This is a genomic window from Cyanobium sp. LEGE 06113, assembly GCF_015207615.1.
The window spans coordinates 19,129-39,216 of sequence record NZ_JADEWM010000010.1 but is presented as its reverse complement, the minus strand read 5'-3'; the positions used below and the strand labels follow the sequence as shown (position 1 = coordinate 39,216).

The following is a 20,088-nucleotide window of genomic DNA, read 5'->3' as shown; positions in this document are numbered from 1 at the left end:
GCTCCATGGCGCGCTTCGGACTCTCCACCCTCAAGACCCTGCTGCAGGGCCGGGGGGCCGGGGCACCGGGCAACCCACCGCCGGCCAGCTGGTCGCGGCCCTTCGGCCTGGGCTGGGAGCAGCCCTACACGGTGCGCTACGCCAGCAACCTCGATGACGGCCCCAACCACGGCATGCCCCTCGGGGGCTTCGGCGCCGGCTGTCTCGGCCGCGCCCCCGATGGCAGCTTCAACTTCTGGAACCTCGATGGCGGTGAGCACTGGTTCGGCTGCCTGCCCGACTGCCAGTTCGCCCTCTACGAGAGCGATGGCGACAGCAGCCGCGCCCATGCCCTGGCCGTGGCCCCCGGGGCCGATGCCTCCCGCCCGGAGGCCGGAGCGCCCCTGACGGCCTGGAGCTGGTATCCGGCCAGCTCCAGCGAGCGCAGCACCGGCACCTACGCCGCCCGCTATCCGCTCAGCTGGACGAGCTACACGGGAGTGTTCGCCGCCCAGGTGGGCTGCGAGGCCTTCAGTCCGATCCTGCCGGGCGACTACCAGCGCAGCAGCTACCCGGTGGCGGTGTTCCGCTGGAGCCTCAGCAACCCCAGCCGCCGCCCCCTCGATCTCTCGTTGCTGCTGAGCTGGCGCAACACCACCGGCTGGTTCACCAACACCGACCCCACAGCAGCCGTCAAGTTCCGCGACGACGGCAGCCCCGAGCACAACTACCTGCCGGCCATCGGCCGCAGCGAGGGTCAGCGCAACCGCTGGATCGACGACGGGGCGCTCAAGGGCGTGCTGCTGGAGGGCCAGGTCGCCGAGCCGATCGCCGAGGGGCAGGGCCAGTGGTGCATCGCCACCGATGCCGGCCTGGAGCAGCGCCACCCAGGGCTGCGCATCCAGCGCTGCAGCCGCTGGAACCCCGCCGGTGACGGCGCTGAGCTGTGGGAGCCCTTTGAGCGCGATGGCTCGATTCCCGACAGCAACAACGACCGCCGCAGCGGGGCGAACGACCCCGCCAGCGCCGCCCTGGCCGTGCAGCTGCGGCTCGAACCGGGCGAAACGATCGAGATCCCGGTGGTGATCAGCTGGGACCTGCCCGTGACGGCCTTCGCCACCGGCAGCTCGGCCCTGCGGCGCTACACCGACCACTTCGGGGCCAGCGGCGCCAACGCCGCGGCCATCGCCGCCGAGGCCCTGCGCGACTGGGGTGGCTGGCTGGAGCAGATCGAGGCCTGGCAGCGGCCGGTGCTGGAGCGCACCGACCTGCCGGAGCCGCTGCGCATGGCCCTGTTCAACGAGCTCTACGACCTGGCCTCCGGCGGCAGCCTCTGGAGCGCCGCCAGCCCCGAGGATCCCGTGGGCCGCTTCGGGGTGCTGGAGTGCCTTGACTACGCCTGGTACGAGAGCCTCGATGTGCGGCTCTACGGCTCCTTCGCCCTGCTGCAGCTGTGGCCGGAGCTCGACAAGAGCGTGCTGCGCAGCTTCGCCCGGGCCATCCCGGCGGCCGATGCCACGGCCCGGCCGATCGGCTGGTATTTCACCCAGGGCAAGGGCCGGGTGGAGGCCCCCCGCAAGCTGGCCGGCGCCACCCCCCACGACCTCGGCGCCCCCAACGAGCGCCCCTGGGACGCCACCAACTACACCGCCTACCAGGACTGCAACCTCTGGAAAGACCTGGCCAGCGACTTCGTGCTGCAGGTGTGGCGCACCTTCCGCCTCGCCCCCGGCGGCGAAGACCTGCGCTTCCTGGCCGACTGCTGGCCGGCGGCGGTGCAGGCCCTGCAATACCTCAAGAGCTTCGATGCCAACGACGACGGCCTGCCCGACAACGGCGGCGCGCCTGACCAGACCTTTGACGACTGGCCGCTCAAAGGGGTGAGCGCCTACTGCGGCGCCCTCTGGATCGCCGCCCTGGAGGCGGCCCTGGCCATGGGGCAGCGGCTGCAGCTGGAGCTGGGGCTCGACACCTCCAGCCAGCAGCGGCAGTTCAGCAGCTGGCTGGAGCAGTCGCGCGCCAATTTCGATCGGCTGCTCTGGAATGGCGAGTACTACAACATCGATGCCGAGAGCGGCACGCCGGTGGTGATGGCCGACCAGCTCTGCGGCGACTTCTACGCCCGCCTGCTGGGTCTGCCTCCGGTGGTGGCCGACGAGCGGGCCCGCAGTGCCCTGCAGGCGGTGAAGGAGGCCTGCTTCGAGGGCTTCGCCGGCGGCAGGCTGGGCGTGGCCAACGGCCTGCGCCGCGATGGCACCCCGCTCGATCCCAACGGCACCCACCCCCTGGAGGTGTGGACCGGCATCAACTTCGGGCTGGCTGCCTACTACCGGCTGATGGGCGAGCAGGCCACGGCGCTGGCGATCACCGGCGCCGTGGTGGAGCAGGTGTACAGCGGCGGCCTCCAGTTCCGCACGCCGGAGGCGATCACCGCCGTGAACACCTTCCGGGCCTGCCACTACCTGCGGGCGATGGCGATCTGGGCCCTGTGGGCCACCCACACCAACTGGCAGCCGATCCCCGGTGCCGAGCGGGAGGCGCTGGCATGAGCGGCGTCGTCAGCCTCGTGCTCGCCCTGCTGCTGGGCCTGGCTGGCGGGGCGCCGGCCCTGGCCCAGGTGCACGCCCACCCGGATGAGAACGGCGTGCCGGTGGTGCGCAGCCTCGAGAGCCTGCGCGACCTCGACTACCAGAGCTGGCAGCTGGTGGCCTACCGCCAGGGCCGCCCCGGCGGTCCGCTGCGGCTGCGGGTGGTGGGCTACCCCGGCAGGGTGCGCCTGAATCACCCCACGGCCCTGCTGGTGCGCAGCGGCCGCAACAGCTGGGAGCTCGGCGACCTCACCCTGGACAACCCCCAGCTGGCGGCCGATGGCCGCGATGCCGCCGCCGAGTTCGACCTCGCTCCGCTGCTGGCCGACCTGCAGCAGGATCGGCCCCTGCGGCTGCAGCTGCCCGGCGTGTTCGTGGAGTTGCCGGTGCCGCCCTTCGTGGTGGCGGAATGGCGCAGCCTGTCCAGCGCCCCCCTGGGATGACGGCCCGGCAGCGGGCCTGGCGCCCCTGGATGCAGCGGGCCCTGCAGCTGGCAGCCCTGGGCGCCGGCCGCACCAGCCCCAATCCGATGGTGGGCTGCGTGGTGCTGGATGCGCAGGGCCAGCTGGTGGGGGAGGGCTTCCATGCCAGGGCCGGCGGGCCCCATGCCGAGGTGGGCGCCCTGGCCCAGGCGGGCGAAAGAGCCCGGGGCGGCACCGCCGTGGTGAGCCTGGAACCCTGCTGCCACCACGGCCGCACGCCGCCCTGCACTGAGGCGCTGCTGGCGGCGGGCCTGGCCCGGGTGGTGGTGGCGATGGCCGACCCCAATCCCCAGGTGGCCGGCGGCGGTCTGCAGCAGCTGCGCCAGGCGGGGCTGGAGGTGATTGAGGGCGTCTGCGAAGCCGAGGCGCGGGAGCTGAACCGGGCCTTTCTGCACCGGCTCAGCCACGGGCGTCCCCTCGGCATTCTCAAGTGGGCCATGGGGGTGGACGGCCGCACCGCCCTGGCCAATGGGGCCAGCCAATGGATCACAGGACCTGAGGCCCGCGGCTGGGTGCATGGCCTGCGGGCCCGCTGTGACGCCGTGATCGTGGGCGGCGGCACCGTGCGGGCCGACGATCCCCTGCTCACCTCCCGCGGGCGGCGCCGGCCGGAGCCGCTGCGGGTGGTGATCAGCCGCAGCCTTGATCTGCCCAGGCAGGCCAGGCTCTGGGACACCAGCGCAGCCCCCACCCTGGTGGCCCACGGCTACGGCGCCCCGGCCCGCAGACGCTTTCAGCTCGACCGGCTCGGCATCGAGCGGCTGGTGCTGGAGCAGTGCGAGCCCCAGGCCCTGCTGGAGCACCTGGCGCGGCGCGGCTGCAACCAGGTGCTGTGGGAATGCGGCGCCGAGCTGGCCAGCGCCGCCCTGCATCAGCAGTGTGTGCAGGAGCTGGCGGCACTGATCGCCCCCAAAGTGATGGGCGGCACCCCGGCCCGCACCCCCCTGGGGGATCTGGGGTTCACTGGCATGGAGCAGGTGCCCAGCTGGCAGACCAGCGCCCCCCGCGGCCTGGGGCCCGATCTGTTGTGGCGCCTGCGCAGTCCGAAGAGCTGATCGCCATGTCCCCGTCCACCGCTGCCGCCGCGGCCCTGCCCTTCAACCTGCAGCTGCTGCTGGCGGGGCTGCTGCTGGCCGCGGCGCTGTGGCTGGTGCTCGACCAGCTGGCCCGCCGCTTCCGCAGCGACTCCCTCTGGCGCGCCCTGCTGCTGCTGAGCAAGCTCAGCCTCTGCCTCACCCTGGCCCTCGGCACAGCCCTCTGGTGGGCCGCCGGCCTGGCCGCTCCGGATCTGCTGGCCCAGGCCCGGGGCGGCGTCGCCCTGCGGGATGGCCTGATCGCGGTGGGGGTGTTCTGGACCCTGCTGCGCTGGAAGGCTGAACTCAGCGGCAAGGCCGAGCGCTACGCCGGCCAGTTGCTGCCACAGCTGGACGGCAAAGACCGGATGTTCCTGTTCGACGTGCTCACCAAGCTGCTGAGCATCCTGATCTGGGTGCTGCTCAGCTTCCAGGTGCTGCAGATGTTTGGGGTGTCGCCGTCGGTGCTGATCACGGCCGGGGGCTTCGGGGCGGCGGCCCTGGGCTTCGGGGCCCGCACGATCGTGGAGAACGCCCTCAGCGGCCTGAGCATCTACATCAACCGGCCCTTCACGATCGGCGAAACGATCAGCCTGCCCCAGCTCTCCCTGCTCGGCACCGTGGAGAACGTGAGCTGGTTCTACACCCGCCTGCGCGATCCCGACCGGCAGCGCATCTATGTGCCGAACGGCGTGTTCACCACCCAGCCGGTGCAGAACGTGGCCGAGATCGACAACCGGCGCCTGGTGATTCCCTTCGGCCTCAGCTACGGCGACCGCCACCTGATTCCGGCCATCTGCGCAGCCCTGCAGGAGCGGGTGCTCGAGGTGGAGGGTGTGGATCGCGCCAAGGACCACCTGGTGCACTTCATCGGCTACGGCGACTCGAGCCTGGACCTGCGCCTGATCTGCTTTGCCCCTAGCGGCGACATCAAGGTGGCCTGGGCCGTGCAGCACCGGGTGCTGCTGCTGATCGGTGCGGTGGTGGCCGAGCACGGCGGCGGCATGCCCTTCCCCACCCGCACCCTCATCTCAGCTCCGGGTGGGCAGGATCTCCCTTGAACGGGCCCTGCAGCCAGGGCAGGATCCAGCCGCCGTAGAAGCCGCCGGGCTGGGGCTGCACCGGCTCGCCATCCACCCAGCAGCCGTCCATCAGGGCCGGATAGAGAGAAAACCAGCCCGCCAGGGCGCTGAAGCGCTCGGTGGGCTGGGGATAGCTCCACAGGGCGCGGCTCAGCCGGCGCTCCTGAGGGCCACCGTCATCCCGCAGCAAATCCCAGTAGCTGGCCACCCCCTTCCACTCGCAGAAGGAGCGGCCGGAGCCGGGCCGCAGCCATGCGCTGCGCAGGGCCTGAGGCGGCAGGTAGATCGTGGGCGGGTGGAAGGTTTCGAGCACCCAGAGGGAGTGGTCGCTGCTGGCCAGTTCCTCGCCCAGGGCGCGCACCTGCACGGGCAGGCTGCAGGCCACCAGGGCCGGGGGGCGGGGGTAGAGCGCCACCTGATCGGGCCGGCGGCTGCTGATCGGCTGATCCCACGCACCAGGTTCAGGGCCGCCGGCGTCGTGGCTTGGAGTGAGGGGGGTCACAGGCGTTCTGTCGGGAGCCGGGAGGCCAAGGCTGAGGGGTTCAGAACCAGGGATTCAGAACCAGGGGTTCAGGCCTGGATGAAGTGCCGCAGCTTGCGGGCCTCGATGCCGGCACGGTGCTGCAGTTCAGCGTCGCTGAGCTGGGCGTCCTGGCGCTCCTGGGCGGCGAGCACATCGGCTTCGTCCACGCCGTAACCACAGGAGCGGGCCAGCTCCAGGAACTCCACCAGCTCCAGGGGCTGGTTCAGGCGGGCGGCCAGGCTCTCCTGGCTGCGGGCTTCGGCCAGAAAGGCATCCAGTTGCTCCAGGCTCACCAGGGCAGCTCCAACTGGTCCTGGTCTAGCGGTGCACACTGCGGCGCTGGCTTCGGGAGGGGCTCCAGTCGCCAGGCGCTGCCATCCCAGGGCTGCAGCAGGGGCTCCAGGGCCCGCAGGGCGGGGCCGTCGCAGGGGGCCAGCCAGGGCTCCTCCAGGCCGTCCGGCACCACCACGGGCATGCGGTGGTGAACGGGAGCGATCAGGTCGTTGGGCGTGGTGGTGAGCACGCAGCAGGTGTCGAGCTCGCTGCCGTCGGCGCCGATCCAGCGCTCCCACAGCCCCCCCAGCCAGAACGGCGCCCCGTCGGCGCGGCGCACCTGATGGCCCTTCTCCTGGAAGGCATCGGCGGGGATCAGGCAGCGGTGATGGCGCCAGGGCCCGCGAAAGCTGGCCTTCTCGGCCACGGTTTCAGCGCGGGCGTTGATCGGCCGCCGGCAGCCGCCGGGGTCCTTCACCCAGCTGGGCAGCAGACCCCAGAGGGCCAGGGCCGCCCCCAGCTGGCCATGCTCCTGCCGCAGCAGCAGCAGCGGTTCCCCGGGGCGGATCTGGGGCCGGGGGGCGTAGTGCTGCCGCAACCCCGCTGGCAGGGCCCCCCGGAGCCTGGGCAGCAGGCGGTCGAGCTCGCTGGTGAGGGAATAGCGGCCGCACATGGCAGGGACGGTGAAGGATCGGTTCTCCCAACCCCGGGTCGGTTCGGGCTCTCACCCACCAGGCCTAGCTTGGGCACACCTTTGGCTGCCGCACCATGCCGATCCGACAGGATGACAAAGGGCCCTCGCGGCGCTTCGGCCTGATCAATCTGATTCTGATCGGCTTCGGCGTTCTGCTGCTGTTCAGCAACTTCCTTCCCAACGGCTCCTCCCAGGTGCCCCGGGTGCCCTACTCCCTGTTCATCGACCAGGTGAACGACGACGGCGTCAAGCGCGCCTTCATCACTCAGGAGCAGATCCGCTACGAACTCAAGGAGGCCCCTGCCGAAGGAGCCCCCACGGTGCTGGCCACCACACCGATCTTCGACATGGACCTGCCCCAGCGACTGGAGCAGCACGGCGTGGAGTTTGCCGCCGCACCGCCCCAGAAGCCCAACTTCTTCACCACCCTGCTGAGTTGGGTGGTGCCGCCGCTGATCTTCATTCTGGTGCTGCAGTTCTTCGCCCGCCGCAGTGGCATGGGCGGTGCCCAGGGGGCCCTGAGCTTCACCAAGAGCAAGGCCAAGGTGTACGTGCCCGATGAGGAATCCCGCGTCACCTTCGCCGATGTGGCCGGGGTGGATGAGGCCAAGACCGAACTCACTGAGATCGTCGACTTCCTCAAGACCCCCGAGCGCTACGCCGCCATCGGTGCCCGCATTCCCAAGGGGGTGCTGCTGGTGGGGCCTCCAGGCACCGGCAAAACCCTGCTCTCGAAGGCCGTGGCCGGCGAGGCCAGCGTGCCCTTCTTCATCATCTCCGGCTCGGAGTTCGTGGAGCTGTTTGTGGGCGCCGGTGCGGCCCGGGTGCGCGATCTGTTCGAAGAGGCCAAGAAGAAGGCGCCCTGCATCATCTTCATCGACGAACTCGACGCCATCGGCAAGAGCCGCTCCGGCTCGATGGGCGTGGTGGGCGGCAATGACGAGCGCGAGCAGACCCTCAACCAGCTGCTCACCGAGATGGATGGCTTCACGGGCCAGGACAAGCCGGTGATCGTGCTGGCAGCCACCAACCAGCCCGAAACCCTCGACGCCGCCCTGCTGCGGCCCGGCCGTTTCGACCGCCAGGTGCTGGTGGATCGCCCCGACCTCTCCGGCCGCAAGATGATCCTCGAGATCTACGCCAAGAAGGTGAAGCTGGCCGAGGGCGTTGACCTCGATCGCATCGCCCAGGCCACCAGTGGCTTCGCCGGCGCCGATCTCGCCAACCTGGTGAACGAGGCCGCCCTGCTGGCCGCCCGGGTGAAGCGCACCAGCGTGGAGCAGGGCGACCTCAATGAGGCGATCGAGCGGGTGGTGGCCGGCCTTGAGAAGAAGAGCCGGGTGCTGCAGCCCGAGGAGAAGAAGGTGGTGGCTTACCACGAGGTGGGCCACGCGATCGTGGGTCACCTGATGCCCGGTGGCGCCAAAGTGGCCAAGATCTCGATCGTGCCCCGTGGCATGAGCGCCCTCGGCTACACCCTGCAGCTGCCCACCGAGGAGCGCTTCCTCAATTCCAAGGAAGATCTCGAAGGCCAGATCGCCACCCTGCTGGGCGGCCGCAGCGCCGAGGAGATCGTGTTCGGCGAGGTCACCACCGGTGCCGCCAACGACCTGCAGCGCGCCACCGACATCGCCGAGCAGATGGTGGGCACCTACGGCATGAGCGAGATCCTCGGCCCCCTGGCCTACGACAAGCAGGGCGGCAGCCGCTTCCTCGGCGCTGGCAACAACCCCCGCCGGGTGGTGAGTGATGCCACGGCCCAGGCGATCGACAAGGAGGTGCGCAGCCTGGTGGACCGGGCCCACGACCGGGCCCAGGCGATCCTGCGCCACAACCGCTCCCTGCTGGAGAGCATCTCCCAGGAGATCCTTGAGAAAGAGGTGATCGAAGGCGACAACCTGCGCGATCTGCTGGCTGAGAGCGTCATGCCCGAAGACGCCAAGGCCCTGGCCTGAGCCTGAGCCCCCCTTGACTGGGGGGCTCACCATCTCCGATAAGGGATGTTTGAACGGGGCCCGATGGCCAGTCAGCCCACGTCTGCCGGCGCCAGCCTCGCCGCTCTCCAGGCCCTGCGCGGCCTCGACCTGCTCTCCTCAGCCGACCTCAGCGCCGAGCAGACCGTCGCCCTGCTGGATCTGGCCGCAGCCCTCAAGCGCGGCACCCGCAACATCGACCTGCGCGACAAGGTGCTCGGCCTGATCTTCACCAAGGCCTCCACCCGCACCCGCACCAGCTTCAACGTGGCGATGGCGCGGCTGGGCGGCCAGACCATCGACCTGCAGCCGGGCATCACCCAGGTGGGCCGCGGCGAGCCGGTGGCCGATACCGCCCGGGTGCTGAGCCGCTATGTGGATGTGCTGGCCGTGCGCACCTACGACCAGGAGGAGCTGGCCGAGTACGCCCGCTGGGCCTCGGTGCCGGTGGTGAACGCCCTCACCGACCTGGAACATCCCTGCCAGGCCCTGGCCGACTACCTCACCCTGCAGGAGGCCTTCGGCGACCGGGCCAGCGACCTGGCCGGCCTCACGCTCAGCTACGTGGGCGATGGCAACAACGTGGCCCACTCCCTGATGCTCTGTGGCGCCCTGCTGGGCGTGAACGTGCGCATCGGCTGCCCGGTGGACTACAGCCCCGATGCCGCCGTGCTGGAGCGCTCCCAGGCCCTGGCGGCTGAGCGTCAGTGCGTGGTGGAGGTGCACCACGAGCCGGTGGCGGCGGTGCGGGGTGCCCATGCCCTCTACACCGACGTCTGGGCCTCCATGGGCCAGGAGGACGAACAGGAGCGCCGCGACGCCGCCTTCGCCGGCTGGTGCCTCGATGAAGACCTGATCGCCGAGGCCGACAGCCGCGCCATCGTGCTGCACTGCCTGCCGGCCTACCGGGGCAAGGAGATCAGCGCCGGCGCCATGGAGGGTGCCGCCAGCCGCATCTTCGATCAGGCCGAGAACCGCCTGCATGCCCAGCAGGCCCTGCTGGCCGCCTTGCTGGGAGGCATCTGAGCGGCATCTGAGCGGCATCCGGGCGGCCCACTGGACAAACCGGCCAGGGGGCGGTACATCTGTATCAGTGACAGCGCCGCGGTGCCCCGATCCCAGCCTGACGTGCTCACCCAGGCCCAGCAGGAGCTCTACGACTGGCTGGCCGACTACATCGGCGCCCATCGCCACAGCCCCTCCATCCGCCAGATGATGGAGGCCATGGGGCTGCGCTCGCCGGCGCCGATCCAGAGCCGGCTGCGGCATCTGCAGCAGAAGGGCTGGCTCACCTGGCAGGAGGGCCAGGCCCGCACCCTGGAGCTGCTGGGGGGCGGCAGCGCCGGCATCCCGGTGCTGGGCGCCGTGGCCGCCGGCGGGCTGGTGGAGCCCTATGACGACCTGCAGGAACGGCTCGACCTGGCCCCCGTGCTCGACACCCGCGGCCTGTTCGCCCTCACCGTGAACGGCGACTCGATGGTGGAGGCCCACATCGCCGATGGCGACGTGGTGCTGCTGGAGCCGGTGGTCGATCCCGCCCGCCTGCGCCAGGGCACGATCGTGAGCGCCCTGGTGAACGGCAGCGGCACCACCCTCAAGCACTTCCACCGTCAGGGCGCCACCGTGACCCTGGAGGCCGCCAACCCGGCCTATGAGCCGATCGTGCTGCCCGCCGACCAGGTGACCGTGCAGGGCAAGCTGGTGGCCGTCTGGCGCCAGGTGTGAGGGCCCACCGCGTTGTAAGCTCCAGCAGCGCCAGGCAAGGCCACCAGGCCTAACGGTTGAGCGACCAGCGTTCTTCCAGCCGTGCGTTCACAACGGGGCCATAGCTCAGCTGGTAGAGCACCTGCATGGCATGCAGGGGGTCAGCGGTTCGAATCCGCTTGGCTCCATTCCAAAAACCCTTTGCCCATCTGGCTTCTGAACCAGGTGGGATTTCTGCTTCTTGGCACCACTCCATCAGTGGGCGCAGAAATGGGCGCAGAATCACCCCTTCCTGGCTGCTTGCCTCGATTGCCTCGCTGAGATCCGGCTTTCAAGGGCGTTGATCCTGTGAGGCTGATCCGGCCCAGCTTCTGCGCGGGGCCCACCCGGGCCAAGCCATAGCTGCTCGGTAGCGCTCCTGGGGCTCGATCAGCGCACTGCCGCTGCGGGTCACCACCCAGCCGGCGTCCTGCATCGCCGCCGGGGCCACCACCAAACCCACAGGCTGCAGGGAGCCGAGCCACTCCTGGCGGGCTCTGAGCTCGGGGTCAATGGTGGGAGTGCGGCGGATCATGGGCTCAGAGAAATTGGGCGAAGGGATCGGCGGTCCACTTGTCTTATTCCTGCCGCTGCGGTTGGCGACACGGCGAACCACTCCTCCAGATCAGCCGGCTTGAATTGGTCCGCCTGGCCCTCACCAGCGGCGAGGCACGCCCGCAAGCGGGTGAGGATCGGGCGGTTCCTGATGGGCCTGAAGGGCTTCGGCGCGCTGGGCCAGATCCGCAGCAGCCTGCTGGATCACATCCACGAAGTAGCTGAGCCAGGCGCTGTGGTCAGGGTCATGGCGCCCTTGGTAGAAGTCCACGGGACAGCCGAGCTGCAGGGCTCCGTAGTAGCGCTCCCGAGCCCCCAACTTGGTCTTCCATAACGATTGATTGCTGTTACTGTCCACGCGATCAGCTTCGGCAGGCATGGCTCTGTCTGGGGACATTCCCCCGCTCTATCAGGAGCCAAAACTCCACTCCGGCCTGCGGCGATGGCGTGAGACTCGTGCCATCTGCTTCGACCTCAAGACGCTGCGAAGGCACCGATCGAAGGTTCAGGAGGCAGCCGAGACCCTCTCGCGCACTGGCCTGATCGTGATTCGTGGCGCGGCGTCCAGGCAGGCCGTTGACGCCCTGGCCACCATGGCAGAACGCACCTGGGACGACGTTGCCGCGTTGACGCCGGGGCGTGAGCTACCGCACTTGATCCTCAACCGCGGTGAGCATCGGCTGCTACGTGGCTACAAGGCCCTTGTGGAGAGCACCAAGCCGGTGGTGAATTTCCGGCATGAAGAAGACGACGGCATGATGGATGTTTTCCATCCTGAGAATCTTGTTCCGGAGAATCGTCAACTGATTCTCGACTGCCAGCACGAAGACCTCGTTGAGGCCCTGGCCCGCAGAGCTTTCGACAGAAAACTGAAAGTGAAGTGCCGAAATCTCTACGTCAGCAAGGGAGTGGAGAACACGCGCTTCTACCACTGCGACGGAGAGAGAATCAAGGTCAAGTCATTTGTTTATGCCAACGACGTCAATTGTTTTGATATAGGCCCCTACTGCTACATCATGTGTTCACACCACGATGCAGCCCTGCGACAAGAGAACCAGGCCTTTAACGAGCACCACGGCCTCAACAAGCATGAATACCGCTTGCTGGCTGGGCATGTCGCTCTTCCCGTTTTCTGCCGCGCCGGCGACATGGTGATTTCAGCGCAACATGGGGCCCACCGAGGCCACCCGCAAGCGGCTTCTGCCACACGCATCGTCCTCGTCAATCTGTATCAATAGCCTCGTTGAATCAGGTTTAACCGCCCCAGAGGAACTTCAGGGCCGCCACATCGGAGCTGGTGTAGCCGAAGTTGCGGCGGACGTTGTACGACATCACCGTGTCCTTGGTGGTGTAGCGGGGGTTGAAGCCGTTGCCGAAGGGGTGATCGAGCCCGAGCACGTGGCCGATCTCGTGGTTGATGGTGCGCCGCTCACTGCGGGTGAGCCGGCCTCCGCGGCGTCCTTCCCAGGCCACCTCAAACCAGCCGGGGCGGCGGGAGGCGAGGCCGATTGTGCTGCCGCCCAGGTCTTGCACGGCGCTGATATCGAGATCCGAAAGGCGGCGGCTGGTGTAGGCGAAGCGCAGGCCTGTGATGCGATCCAGCCGCCGGAAGGTGCCGCGGATGAACCGCGCTTCGACGCGCGACACCGGCAGAGCACCGAAGGCCCCGCGGCGGTTGATCCACACGTTCACCACGCCATCCCGACCCGAGAAGCGATCCAGGGAGCGGGCCCATGACGGATCGATGATTCCTGCGACAGCGATGCCCACGACGGCCCAGGCCTACCGCACTAATCCTCTCTTAACCGCAGCTTGGCCAGCGGGGGCTATCCATGGACCTGTCCTCTGCGAGGACCCTGTCGCTGTCCTCCCCATGTCCCTCAGCTCCACGAACGCCCTCAGCACCATCGAGGCCCTGGCCCAGAAGCGCAGCGTTCTGACCATCGCGGCCGGGGACGTGCTGTTCCACAGCAACGACCCCGGTGATTGCCTCTACGGCCTGCTGGAGGGCACGGTGGAACTCGACTGGGATGCCGGCAGCCTGGTGGAGACCATCGGCCCGGGCGAGACCTTCGGCATCGGCGCCTTCCTCGATCCCTCGCACCGCCGCTTCGGCACCGCCACCGCCAAGACGCCCTGCAAGTTGCTTGTGATGAACCAGCAGGAATTCCTCTTCGCCGTGCAGGAGATGCCGATGTTCGCCCTGGAGATGCTGCAGTCCCTGGGCAGCCGCCTGCGCGACCTCAAGCGCCGGGCCCGGGTGTGAGGGCGGCCTGGAGCAGCGCCAGCCGCTTGGCGTTCACACCCAGGTCGGAATCCCCCAGCCGCGACACCGAACGGGCCTGCAGCAGCCCGGCATCGGGATCGGCGTAGAGCTCCACGTCATCCACGAAGCCGAACAGGGCACTGCTGGCGGTGGCATGCACGTAGCCGCCCTGCTGCTCGACCAGCTCAACCCGGGGCTGCTCCAGCAGCACCGGCAGCACCAGCTGCAGCGCCGCCTCAGGGTCGGCCACCGGCCAGCTCTCCCTGGCGCAGTGGGCGGGCGATGGGCAGGCCGCCAGGGCCCCCTGCTCCAGGCCCAGGTCGGTCGGCACCGGACCCACCAGGTGAAACAGGCCCAGGCTCAGGGCCAGCAGGCTCTGGATCAGGAACGGAGGCAGCAGCATGGTCACGGTGATTCCAGGCGAGGGGAGGGGCTCAGCGTTGGGGTGGATGGCGACACCGGCGACTCCAGGAACGGATCCAGGAAGCTCAGCGGTCTCGCCATGGTGGCCGAATAGCCCAGCAGGCCGGGATCGCGGTGGCTGTAGAGGAGGGTGTCGTCGGTCTCCAGCAGGAAGGTGCCGCCGCGCTGGGTGAGGTGACGGTGGTGGGGCACGTAGGTGCGCCAGCGGCCGAGCACTTCCGCCATGTTGCCCAGCCGCAGCAGGGCCAGCTCGAAGGGCCGCAGGAACCCCTCCCCGCCGGCCAGGGCCAGCAGCGAGCCGCGGATCGGCGGCAGGGGCGGCACCAGCACGGTGTCTTCGGCGGCAAGGCGCTGGGCGGCGCTGCGGTCGCCGCTGTAGCCGCGCAGCACCTCCGCCAGGGTGCCGGGCGAGGCGATCCCCGCGCACATCAACAGCAGCGATGGCCAGGGTCCGCCCGGAGCCTGCAGGCCTGGGGAGAGGCCCAGGGCCCGGTGCAGCCAAGGCTCCGACTCCACCTGCAGCCGGTCAGCGGGAAACCCGGTGAACGCGCAGAAGCGCTGCGCACCGGCCGCCTCACCGAGGCCGATCGCCAGCAGCGCGATGCCGGCCGCCTCGAGCCGGGGCAGCACGGGCACGAGTTGCTGGGCGTATTCGAGGCTGTCGAAATCCCCCAGCTGGGGCAGGATCAACACCAGGCGGCGCTGCCCCGGCCCCATGCCGCTCACCCCTGCCAGCCTCTGCAGCAGAGGCTCCACCTTTCCTTCCGCTTCCATGGCCGGCGATGACAGCACCCGTGGCCCAGACCCTGGCATGGGCGGCGGGGCACTCGCGGATCTGCGCCAGGAGTATCGCCGCGGCGGCCTGCGGCGCTCGGAGCTGGCCGCGGATCCGGTGGAGCAGTTCCGGCTCTGGTTCTCCCAGGCCCAGGCGGCCGCCGTGCCGGAGCCCAACGCCATGGTGCTCTGCAGCAGTGATGGCCAGCGGCTGAGCTCCCGCACGGTTCTGCTCAAGGCCTTCGACCAGCGCGGCTTCGTGTTCTTCACCAACTACGAGAGCCGCAAGGCGCGCCAGATCGCCCAGCAGCCGGCGGTGTCGCTGTTGTTCCCCTGGTATGTGCTCGAGCGTCAGGTGGCGATCGAAGGACAGGCCGAGCGGATCTCCGCTGCCGAGTCGCTGGCCTACTTCCGTTCACGGCCCTGGGGAAGTCGCCTGGGGGCGTGGGTGTCGCAGCAGAGCCAGGTGATCAGCTCCCGCCAGATCCTGGAGATGCAGTGGGAGCACATGCGGCAGCGCTTCGCCGCCGGGGAGATCCCGAGGCCGCCCAGCTGGGGAGGCTTTCGCGTGGTTCCGGCCACGATCGAGTTCTGGCAGGGCCGCGAGAACCGCCTGCACGACCGCTTCCTCTACAGCCGTCAGAGCGCGCCGCCCTGGCGCCTGGAACGGCTGGCCCCCTGAGATCTCAGTGGCTCCACAGCCCCAGCCACTCCTGCTGGCGCTGGGGCACCGAGCCCTCGGCCGGTTGCCAGAGCTGCTGCACCAGGCCAGCCCCGGCAAAGAGCGCGGCAATGGCCTCCGGATCGCTGCCCCAGGGCGGGCCGCCGGGGCGTCCATGGCACCAGAACAGTCCCAGCAGCCAGCCCCCAGGCCGCAGCAGCCGGGCGATGGTGTGGGCGTAACTGGGGCGCTGGGCGGGGTCGATGGCGCAGAAGCAGGTGTGCTCCAGCACGCCATCGAGGCTGGCGGCAGCGAGCCCCGTCTGCTCCAGGGCTGGGGGATCGAGCAGATCGGCCTGCAGCCACTGCAGCCCGGGGCGATCGGGACCATGCCGCCGGCGGGCCTCCTCCAGGGCCAGGGCACTGAGATCAAGGCCCACCGCGTTGAACCCGGCCCCGGCGAGCAGGGCCACCTCATGGCCGCGGCCGCAGCCCGGCACCAGCACCCGCCCAGGCGGCCGGGGAGCCAGCTGGTGGTGGCGCAGAAAGCGCTCCAGGGGCGGGGCCGGCTGGCCCAGTTCCCAGCCATCACGCCCCTCGCGGTAGCGCCGATCCCAGCGCTGGGCTTCGGCAGAGGAGGAGGGCGTCATCCGGAGCTGGCGCGGCTGGGGCCAGGCTGACAGCAGCAGCCGGGCAGGGGAAGCCGTCCCCCGCAGTCCTGGCCTATTGCAAAGCGGAGTCACTATGAGTTAACTTCAGCAGCATCTGGCCCCGGCCAGCGCTTCGCCTGTTCCATCCGCCCCTTTCCACAACCCCCATGGCCATCCTCAACCGCGTTCCCAGCGTCACCTTCAGACCCGCGTGCGCGATGCATCCGTGCCCGGCCCCAACCCCTTCCGCTGGCAAGACCTCAGCAGCGACGAGATCTTCGCCGGCAAGCGCGTGGTGCTCTTCTCCCTGCCCGGCGCCTTCACCCCCACCTGCTCCTCCAACCACCTGCCCCGCTACGAGGAGCTCTACGCCGAGTTCCAGGCCCAGGGCATCGACACGATCGTGTGTCTCTCGGTGAACGACGCCTTCGTGATGTTCCAGTGGGGCAAGCAGGTGGGCGCCCACAACGTGATGCTGCTGCCCGATGGCAACGGCGAGTTCACCCGCAAGATGGGCATGCTCGTCGACAAGTCGAATCTGGGCTTCGGGCTGCGCTCCTGGCGCTACTCGATGCTCGTCAACGACGGCGTGATCGAGAAGGTGTTCGCCGAGCCCGAGTTCGGGGACAACTGCCCCATCGACCCCTTTGAGGTGTCCGATGCCGACACGATGCTGGCTTACCTCAAGGGCACCAGCCCTGCCGGGGTGAGCGAGGCGCGCCGCAGCTTCGAGGGATGAGCGGAGCGGGGCTGGACTGTGCTGAGCGGGGCTGGACTGTAACGATTGGCAGGAGGGTGACGAACGCTACGGGCGCTTCCTTAAGGTTTTCGTCAGAATCTCGCCATCAAGGTTCACCCCCCGCACCGCCCCTGGCGCTCCTGCTGATGACCAGCTCCGGATCCCTCCTCGCCCTCGCCGGGCTGCTCGGCTTCACTCTGGTGGAGGTGGCGCTCCAGTTCACGGGCTGAGCCGTGCCCTGCGCCCCTCCCAGCGGCGCAGACCCAGGCCCAGCAGCGCCAGCAGCAGCAGGGGCGTCTCCCGCCAGCGGCCGTAGGGGCTGAGCCGGGTGATCGGCACGGGTTCAAACACAGCCGTGCCGGCCCGGCCCGGGGCCATCCGCCCCCGCACCGCTCCGCGGGGGTCCACCAGCAGGCCCGGGCCTGTGTTGGCCGAGCTCACCAGCCAGCGGCCGGCCTCGATGGCCCGCAACTGGGCCAGGGCAGCGAACTGCTGCTGCAGCATCAAGGGGTAGGGATCGAGGTTGGCGCTGGCCAGCAACCAGGTGGCGCCCTCGCGGGTGGCCGCACTCAGGGCCATGCCATCGGAGAGCTCGTAGCAAATGGCCACGCCCAGGGGGGTCTGGGGCCGCGCCAGCAGCCGGGAGGGCGGCCCAGGCTCCACGCCGCCCACGGCTGAGAGGCCGCTCCAGCGCAGCCAGCCAGCCAGGGGCACCCACTCCCCGAGTGGCACCAGCCGGTGCTTGTCCACCGCCGTGGCGGGCCGGCTGTCACCCACGCCGAACCGCAGCAGGGCACTGCGCTGTTCGGGACCGCCGGGCCCCTCCTGCCAGCGAAAGCCGCCGCTGAGCAGCTCCACCGGGGCCGGCTGGGGCAGCCGGGGCTCCAGCCCCAGCGCCCCCTCCGGCAGCAGCACCGCCACGGCCTGCCGCTGCTGGGCCTCCAGCAGGGCCGCCTGCAGCTGCTGCTCCAGCTGCCGCCGCGCTTCCCCGGTATGTTTCTCGCGGGTGGGAATCGCGGGCTGCAGCACCAGCACCCGCTCGGCGGCCCCCTCGCCCACGGCTTGCCACGCCAGCAGGGCGGCGCCGCTGCCGTGCAGGAGCACCACCACCAGCAGCCAGGCCCCCAGCCGGCGCCAGCGGAAGGCCGGCGCCAGGGCGGAGCCCCCAGGGGGCGTCGCCACCAGCCGCCAGAGGCCCCAGCCCAGCAGCACCTGAACCGCCGCCACCAGGCCACTGCCGCCAAGCGCCGCCAGGCCGGCAAGCGGCAGATCGCCGGGCAGGGGAGCCGCCCCCAGCCCCAGCCAGAACAGCGGCCCCCGGGCCAGGGCCAGTTCAGCGGCGCCCCAGAGGCCGGCCAGCAGCAGGGCCGTGCTCCAGCGCCCAGGTCCCAGCAGGCCGGCCAGCCAGGTCCAGCCCGCCACCAGCAGCGCCCCCAGGGCCGCCAGCACCAACAGCAACAGCAGGCAGAGGGGCAGGCTCAGGGGCAGGGGCACGCCGATCCAGTCGAGGGGATGGAGGCCGAGCAACCAGTGGTGGCTCACCAGCACCGCCAGAGCGCCCCACAGCCCTCCTGTGGCCAGGCGGCGGGTCCCCGAACCGCTGCTGCCATGCCAGAGCACGGCCAGGGCCAGCCAGAGCAGGGGGGGGAAGCCCAGCGGCGGCAGGGCGCGCCCGCCAGCAGGCCAGCGGCGGCGGCCCGGATCGAGGCGCCCCGTGCCCCGGCCGTCAGAGCGATCCCGCGCAACCGTCCCTCGACCGCCATTGGCAGGCCACCGTAGGAAGCGCCAAGGTTGAACCACACGCGACTCACGCGAGGCCCCACTGATGGATTCCTCCAACCCCCTGCACCAACTGCTGCTGCGGGGCCTCGGCACCACCTCCCTGGTGAACGACAGGCTGCGCTACGTGAGCCAGGAGTGGGTGCGCAGCGGCAAGCTCGACCCCAGCCACGCCTCCGCCCTGGTGGAGGACGTGATGCGGGCCCTGCGCGGCGACACACCTGGCCTGGAGGAGCAGGCCGGCCGCCAGCTGGAGCGCAACCGCGACCAGCTGCTGCAGGACCTCGGCATCCCGATGCAGCGCGAGCTCGACGAACTGCGCGGTCGCATCGATCGCCTCGAGCAGTCGCTGCGCCAGCGCAACGGTGAGTCTGCCGGCGAGTAGGCCGATGCCGGCGAGTCGGCAGAATCGGAGCCTCTACGGGCTTGCCATGCGCGACATCCTGATCAGCTCCACCGTTTGTGTGCTGTGCCTGCTGCTGGCCTTTGTGAGCCAGCTGGTCAGCCCCACCACCGTGGCCGCCGCCGCCCCGGCTGAGCCGCCCCCCTCAGCGCCCCGGCCGTGGCGAAACCTGCCGCCGTGGTCAGCACGGCCCCCTATGAACTCGATCCCGACGACCCCAACCCCACCCTGTTCGCCATGGTCCGGAACCCAGCCCCGAGATCGCCCAGGCCGACATGCTCGGCGACCCCATGACAGCCCCGAAGGAGCGGGTCACCGCTAGTGGCCTGCGCATCACCGACCTGGTGATCGGCGACGGCCCTGAGGCCAGCGCCGGCCAGAGCGTCAGCGTCAACTACCGCGGCACCCTCCAGAACGGCAAGGAGTTCGACAGCAGCTACGGCCGCGCACCCTTTTCCTTCCCCCTCGGCGGCGGTCGGGTGATCAAGGGCTGGGATGAGGGCGTGGCCGGCATGCAGGTGGGCGGCAAGCGCAAGCTGGTGATCCCCCCCGATCTGGCCTACGGCGAGCGGGGTGCCGGCGGCGTGATCCCCCCCAACGCCACCTTGATCTTCGAGGTGGAACTGCTGGAGATCGGCCGCTGAGCCCGGGCCGCAGCGGCCCGGCCCTGGCCGGAAACGGCCAAGGAATCTTTAGCGATCGTTAGGATGGATGTGCCGTCGGTCACGCCGGCGGGCACTTTTCAGAACGACATCCCATCCATGGCCCACACGCTTCCCGCGCTTCCCTACGGCCAAGATGCGCTCGAGCCCCATATCTCCCGTCAGACCCTCGAGTTCCATCACGGCAAGCACCACAACGCCTACGTCACCAACCTGAACAAGCTGGTTGAGGGCACCGAACTCGACGGCAAGAGCCTCGAGGACACCATCACCGCCGTGGCCGGTGATGCCGCCAAGGCGGGGGTGTTCAACAACGCCGCCCAGGTGTGGAACCACAGCTTCTACTGGCAGTGCATGAAGCCAGGTGGCGGTGGCCAGCCCACCGGCCCCCTGGCCGAGAAGATCAATGCCGACTTCGGCAGCTTCGAGGCCTTCGTGGAACAGTTCAAGACCGCCGGCGCCACCCAGTTCGGCAGCGGCTGGGCCTGGCTGGTGCTCGATGGCGGCAGCCTCAAGATCACCAAGACCGCCAACGCCGACCTGCCCCTGGCCCATGGCCAGAAGGCCCTGCTCACCATGGATGTCTGGGAGCACGCCTACTACCTCGACTACCAGAACCGCCGGCCTGACTACATCACCACCTACCTCGAGAAGCTGGTGAATTGGGACTTCGTGGCCGCCAACCTGGCCGCCGCCTGAGCCCCACTGCTCCATGCCCGGCCCATCAGGGCCCAGGGCCAGCCCCCGCCAGAACGGGGGCTTTTTTC

The 20,088-nt window shown here is 69.8% G+C and carries 22 protein-coding genes, 1 tRNA gene and 2 pseudogenes; 15 read left to right on the top strand and 10 right to left on the bottom strand.

The window, feature by feature from the left end; translation table 11 throughout:
* The first annotated feature begins 5 nt into the window (after nt 1–5).
* Genes IQ220_RS14100 through IQ220_RS14085 form a run of 4 tightly spaced genes read left to right on the top strand, consistent with a single transcriptional unit; the run spans nt 6 to nt 5,183 of the window.
* The gene (locus IQ220_RS14100; protein ID WP_193915918.1) at nt 6–2,528 is read left to right on the top strand and encodes a GH116 family glycosyl hydrolase; all 2,523 of its coding nucleotides are present in this window, start codon (nt 6–8) and stop codon (nt 2,526–2,528) included.
* Nucleotides 2,525–3,010: a DUF3122 domain-containing protein gene (locus tag IQ220_RS14095; protein ID WP_186699001.1), complete on the top strand. Its 486-nt coding sequence runs from the start codon at nt 2,525–2,527 to the stop codon at nt 3,008–3,010. The genes IQ220_RS14100 and IQ220_RS14095 overlap by 4 nt, the downstream gene beginning before the upstream one ends.
* The gene (gene ribD / locus IQ220_RS14090; RefSeq protein WP_228009253.1) at nt 3,007–4,104 is read left to right on the top strand and encodes a bifunctional diaminohydroxyphosphoribosylaminopyrimidine deaminase/5-amino-6-(5-phosphoribosylamino)uracil reductase RibD; all 1,098 of its coding nucleotides are present in this window, start codon (nt 3,007–3,009) and stop codon (nt 4,102–4,104) included. The genes IQ220_RS14095 and ribD overlap by 4 nt, the downstream gene beginning before the upstream one ends.
* 5 nt (nt 4,105–4,109) lie before the next feature.
* Nucleotides 4,110–5,183 carry a mechanosensitive ion channel family protein gene (locus IQ220_RS14085; RefSeq protein ID WP_193915915.1) on the top strand — a complete coding sequence of 358 codons (1,074 nt, stop codon included), beginning with the start codon at nt 4,110–4,112 and terminating at the stop codon, nt 5,181–5,183.
* On the opposite strand, the gene IQ220_RS14080 is transcribed toward IQ220_RS14085, so the two are convergent.
* From IQ220_RS14080 to IQ220_RS14070, 3 genes are all read right to left on the bottom strand, one after another.
* Nucleotides 5,149–5,643 (bottom strand): DUF427 domain-containing protein, encoded by a 495-nt coding sequence (locus IQ220_RS14080; RefSeq protein WP_193915997.1) that lies wholly within the window; start codon nt 5,641–5,643, stop codon nt 5,149–5,151. The two genes, IQ220_RS14085 and IQ220_RS14080, sit on opposite strands and share 35 nt — an antisense overlap.
* A 131-nt stretch (nt 5,644–5,774) precedes the next feature.
* The gene (locus IQ220_RS14075; protein ID WP_193814727.1) at nt 5,775–6,020 is read right to left on the bottom strand and encodes a Nif11-like leader peptide family RiPP precursor; all 246 of its coding nucleotides are present in this window, start codon (nt 6,018–6,020) and stop codon (nt 5,775–5,777) included.
* A complete protein-coding gene (locus tag IQ220_RS14070) occupies nt 6,017–6,673 on the bottom strand; it encodes an SOS response-associated peptidase (protein WP_193915912.1) in 657 nt (218 codons plus the stop codon). The genes IQ220_RS14075 and IQ220_RS14070 overlap by 4 nt, the downstream gene beginning before the upstream one ends.
* A 95-nt stretch (nt 6,674–6,768) precedes the next feature.
* Here IQ220_RS14070 and ftsH point away from each other — a divergent pair, with 95 nt between their 5' ends.
* From ftsH to IQ220_RS14050, 4 genes are all read left to right on the top strand, one after another.
* Entirely contained in the window at nt 6,769–8,649 is a 1,881-nt protein-coding gene (gene ftsH, locus IQ220_RS14065) for an ATP-dependent zinc metalloprotease FtsH (RefSeq protein ID WP_186698991.1), read from the top strand.
* A gap of 63 nt (nt 8,650–8,712) precedes the next feature.
* On the top strand, nt 8,713–9,693 hold the full coding sequence (argF, locus tag IQ220_RS14060) for an ornithine carbamoyltransferase (RefSeq protein ID WP_193915910.1): 981 nt from the start codon (nt 8,713–8,715) through the stop codon (nt 9,691–9,693).
* Nucleotides 9,694–9,774: 81 nt separating this feature from the next.
* The gene (lexA, locus tag IQ220_RS14055) at nt 9,775–10,392 is read left to right on the top strand and encodes a transcriptional repressor LexA (RefSeq protein ID WP_193915907.1); all 618 of its coding nucleotides are present in this window, start codon (nt 9,775–9,777) and stop codon (nt 10,390–10,392) included.
* 94 nt (nt 10,393–10,486) lie between these two features.
* Nucleotides 10,487–10,559 (top strand) — tRNA-Ala (locus IQ220_RS14050).
* 143 nt (nt 10,560–10,702) lie between these two features.
* On the opposite strand, the gene IQ220_RS14045 is transcribed toward IQ220_RS14050, so the two are convergent.
* Nucleotides 10,703–10,945: a hypothetical protein gene (locus IQ220_RS14045; RefSeq protein ID WP_193915904.1), complete on the bottom strand. Its 243-nt coding sequence runs from the start codon at nt 10,943–10,945 to the stop codon at nt 10,703–10,705.
* A gap of 120 nt (nt 10,946–11,065) precedes the next feature.
* On the bottom strand, nt 11,066–11,344 hold the full coding sequence (locus IQ220_RS14040; protein ID WP_193915901.1) for a hypothetical protein: 279 nt from the start codon (nt 11,342–11,344) through the stop codon (nt 11,066–11,068).
* On the opposite strand from IQ220_RS14040, the gene IQ220_RS14035 reads away from it, so the two are divergent.
* Nucleotides 11,343–12,203, top strand: a complete 861-nt coding sequence (locus IQ220_RS14035; RefSeq protein WP_193915899.1) for a hypothetical protein — start codon at nt 11,343–11,345, stop codon at nt 12,201–12,203. The two genes, IQ220_RS14040 and IQ220_RS14035, sit on opposite strands and share 2 nt — an antisense overlap.
* A 16-nt stretch (nt 12,204–12,219) precedes the next feature.
* On the opposite strand, the gene IQ220_RS14030 is transcribed toward IQ220_RS14035, so the two are convergent.
* Nucleotides 12,220–12,735 carry a hypothetical protein gene (locus tag IQ220_RS14030; RefSeq protein WP_193915896.1) on the bottom strand — a complete coding sequence of 172 codons (516 nt, stop codon included), beginning with the start codon at nt 12,733–12,735 and terminating at the stop codon, nt 12,220–12,222.
* Between the two features lie 103 nt (nt 12,736–12,838).
* Between IQ220_RS14030 and IQ220_RS14025 the strand changes: the two genes are divergently transcribed.
* Nucleotides 12,839–13,231 (top strand): Crp/Fnr family transcriptional regulator, encoded by a 393-nt coding sequence (locus IQ220_RS14025; RefSeq protein WP_186698979.1) that lies wholly within the window; start codon nt 12,839–12,841, stop codon nt 13,229–13,231.
* Here the strand turns inward: IQ220_RS14025 and IQ220_RS14020 are convergent.
* Entirely contained in the window at nt 13,209–13,634 is a 426-nt protein-coding gene (locus IQ220_RS14020; protein WP_193814735.1) for a DUF1499 domain-containing protein, read from the bottom strand. The genes IQ220_RS14025 and IQ220_RS14020 overlap by 23 nt on opposite strands.
* 2 nt (nt 13,635–13,636) lie before the next feature.
* Entirely contained in the window at nt 13,637–14,428 is a 792-nt protein-coding gene (locus IQ220_RS14015) for an AhpC/TSA family protein (RefSeq protein ID WP_193915893.1), read from the bottom strand.
* 37 nt (nt 14,429–14,465) lie between these two features.
* Here IQ220_RS14015 and pdxH point away from each other — a divergent pair, with 37 nt between their 5' ends.
* Entirely contained in the window at nt 14,466–15,110 is a 645-nt protein-coding gene (gene pdxH, locus IQ220_RS14010) for a pyridoxamine 5'-phosphate oxidase (RefSeq protein ID WP_186700192.1), read from the top strand.
* Between the two features lie 4 nt (nt 15,111–15,114).
* On the opposite strand, the gene IQ220_RS14005 is transcribed toward pdxH, so the two are convergent.
* Nucleotides 15,115–15,738, bottom strand: a complete 624-nt coding sequence (locus IQ220_RS14005) for a methyltransferase domain-containing protein (protein WP_193915890.1) — start codon at nt 15,736–15,738, stop codon at nt 15,115–15,117.
* A gap of 167 nt (nt 15,739–15,905) precedes the next feature.
* Between IQ220_RS14005 and IQ220_RS14000 the strand changes: the two are divergent.
* Nucleotides 15,906–16,477: pseudogene (locus IQ220_RS14000) on the top strand (peroxiredoxin).
* A 219-nt stretch (nt 16,478–16,696) separates the two neighbouring features.
* Here the strand turns inward: IQ220_RS14000 and IQ220_RS16235 are convergent.
* Nucleotides 16,697–18,277, bottom strand: coding sequence for an apolipoprotein N-acyltransferase (locus IQ220_RS16235; RefSeq protein ID WP_370566494.1), 1,581 nt, complete (start codon nt 18,275–18,277; stop codon nt 16,697–16,699).
* 25 nt (nt 18,278–18,302) lie between these two features.
* Here IQ220_RS16235 and IQ220_RS13990 point away from each other — a divergent pair, with 25 nt between their 5' ends.
* The 3 genes and pseudogenes from IQ220_RS13990 (at nt 18,303) to IQ220_RS13980 (ending at nt 20,020) form a co-directional block, all read left to right on the top strand.
* Complete coding sequence (locus IQ220_RS13990) at nt 18,303–18,641, top strand: phasin family protein (protein WP_193915887.1); 339 nt, start codon at nt 18,303–18,305, stop codon at nt 18,639–18,641.
* A gap of 46 nt (nt 18,642–18,687) precedes the next feature.
* Nucleotides 18,688–19,303: pseudogene (locus IQ220_RS13985) on the top strand (FKBP-type peptidyl-prolyl cis-trans isomerase).
* A gap of 117 nt (nt 19,304–19,420) precedes the next feature.
* Nucleotides 19,421–20,020 (top strand): superoxide dismutase, encoded by a 600-nt coding sequence (locus tag IQ220_RS13980; protein WP_186698968.1) that lies wholly within the window; start codon nt 19,421–19,423, stop codon nt 20,018–20,020.
* The last annotated feature ends 68 nt before the right edge of the window (nt 20,021–20,088 follow it).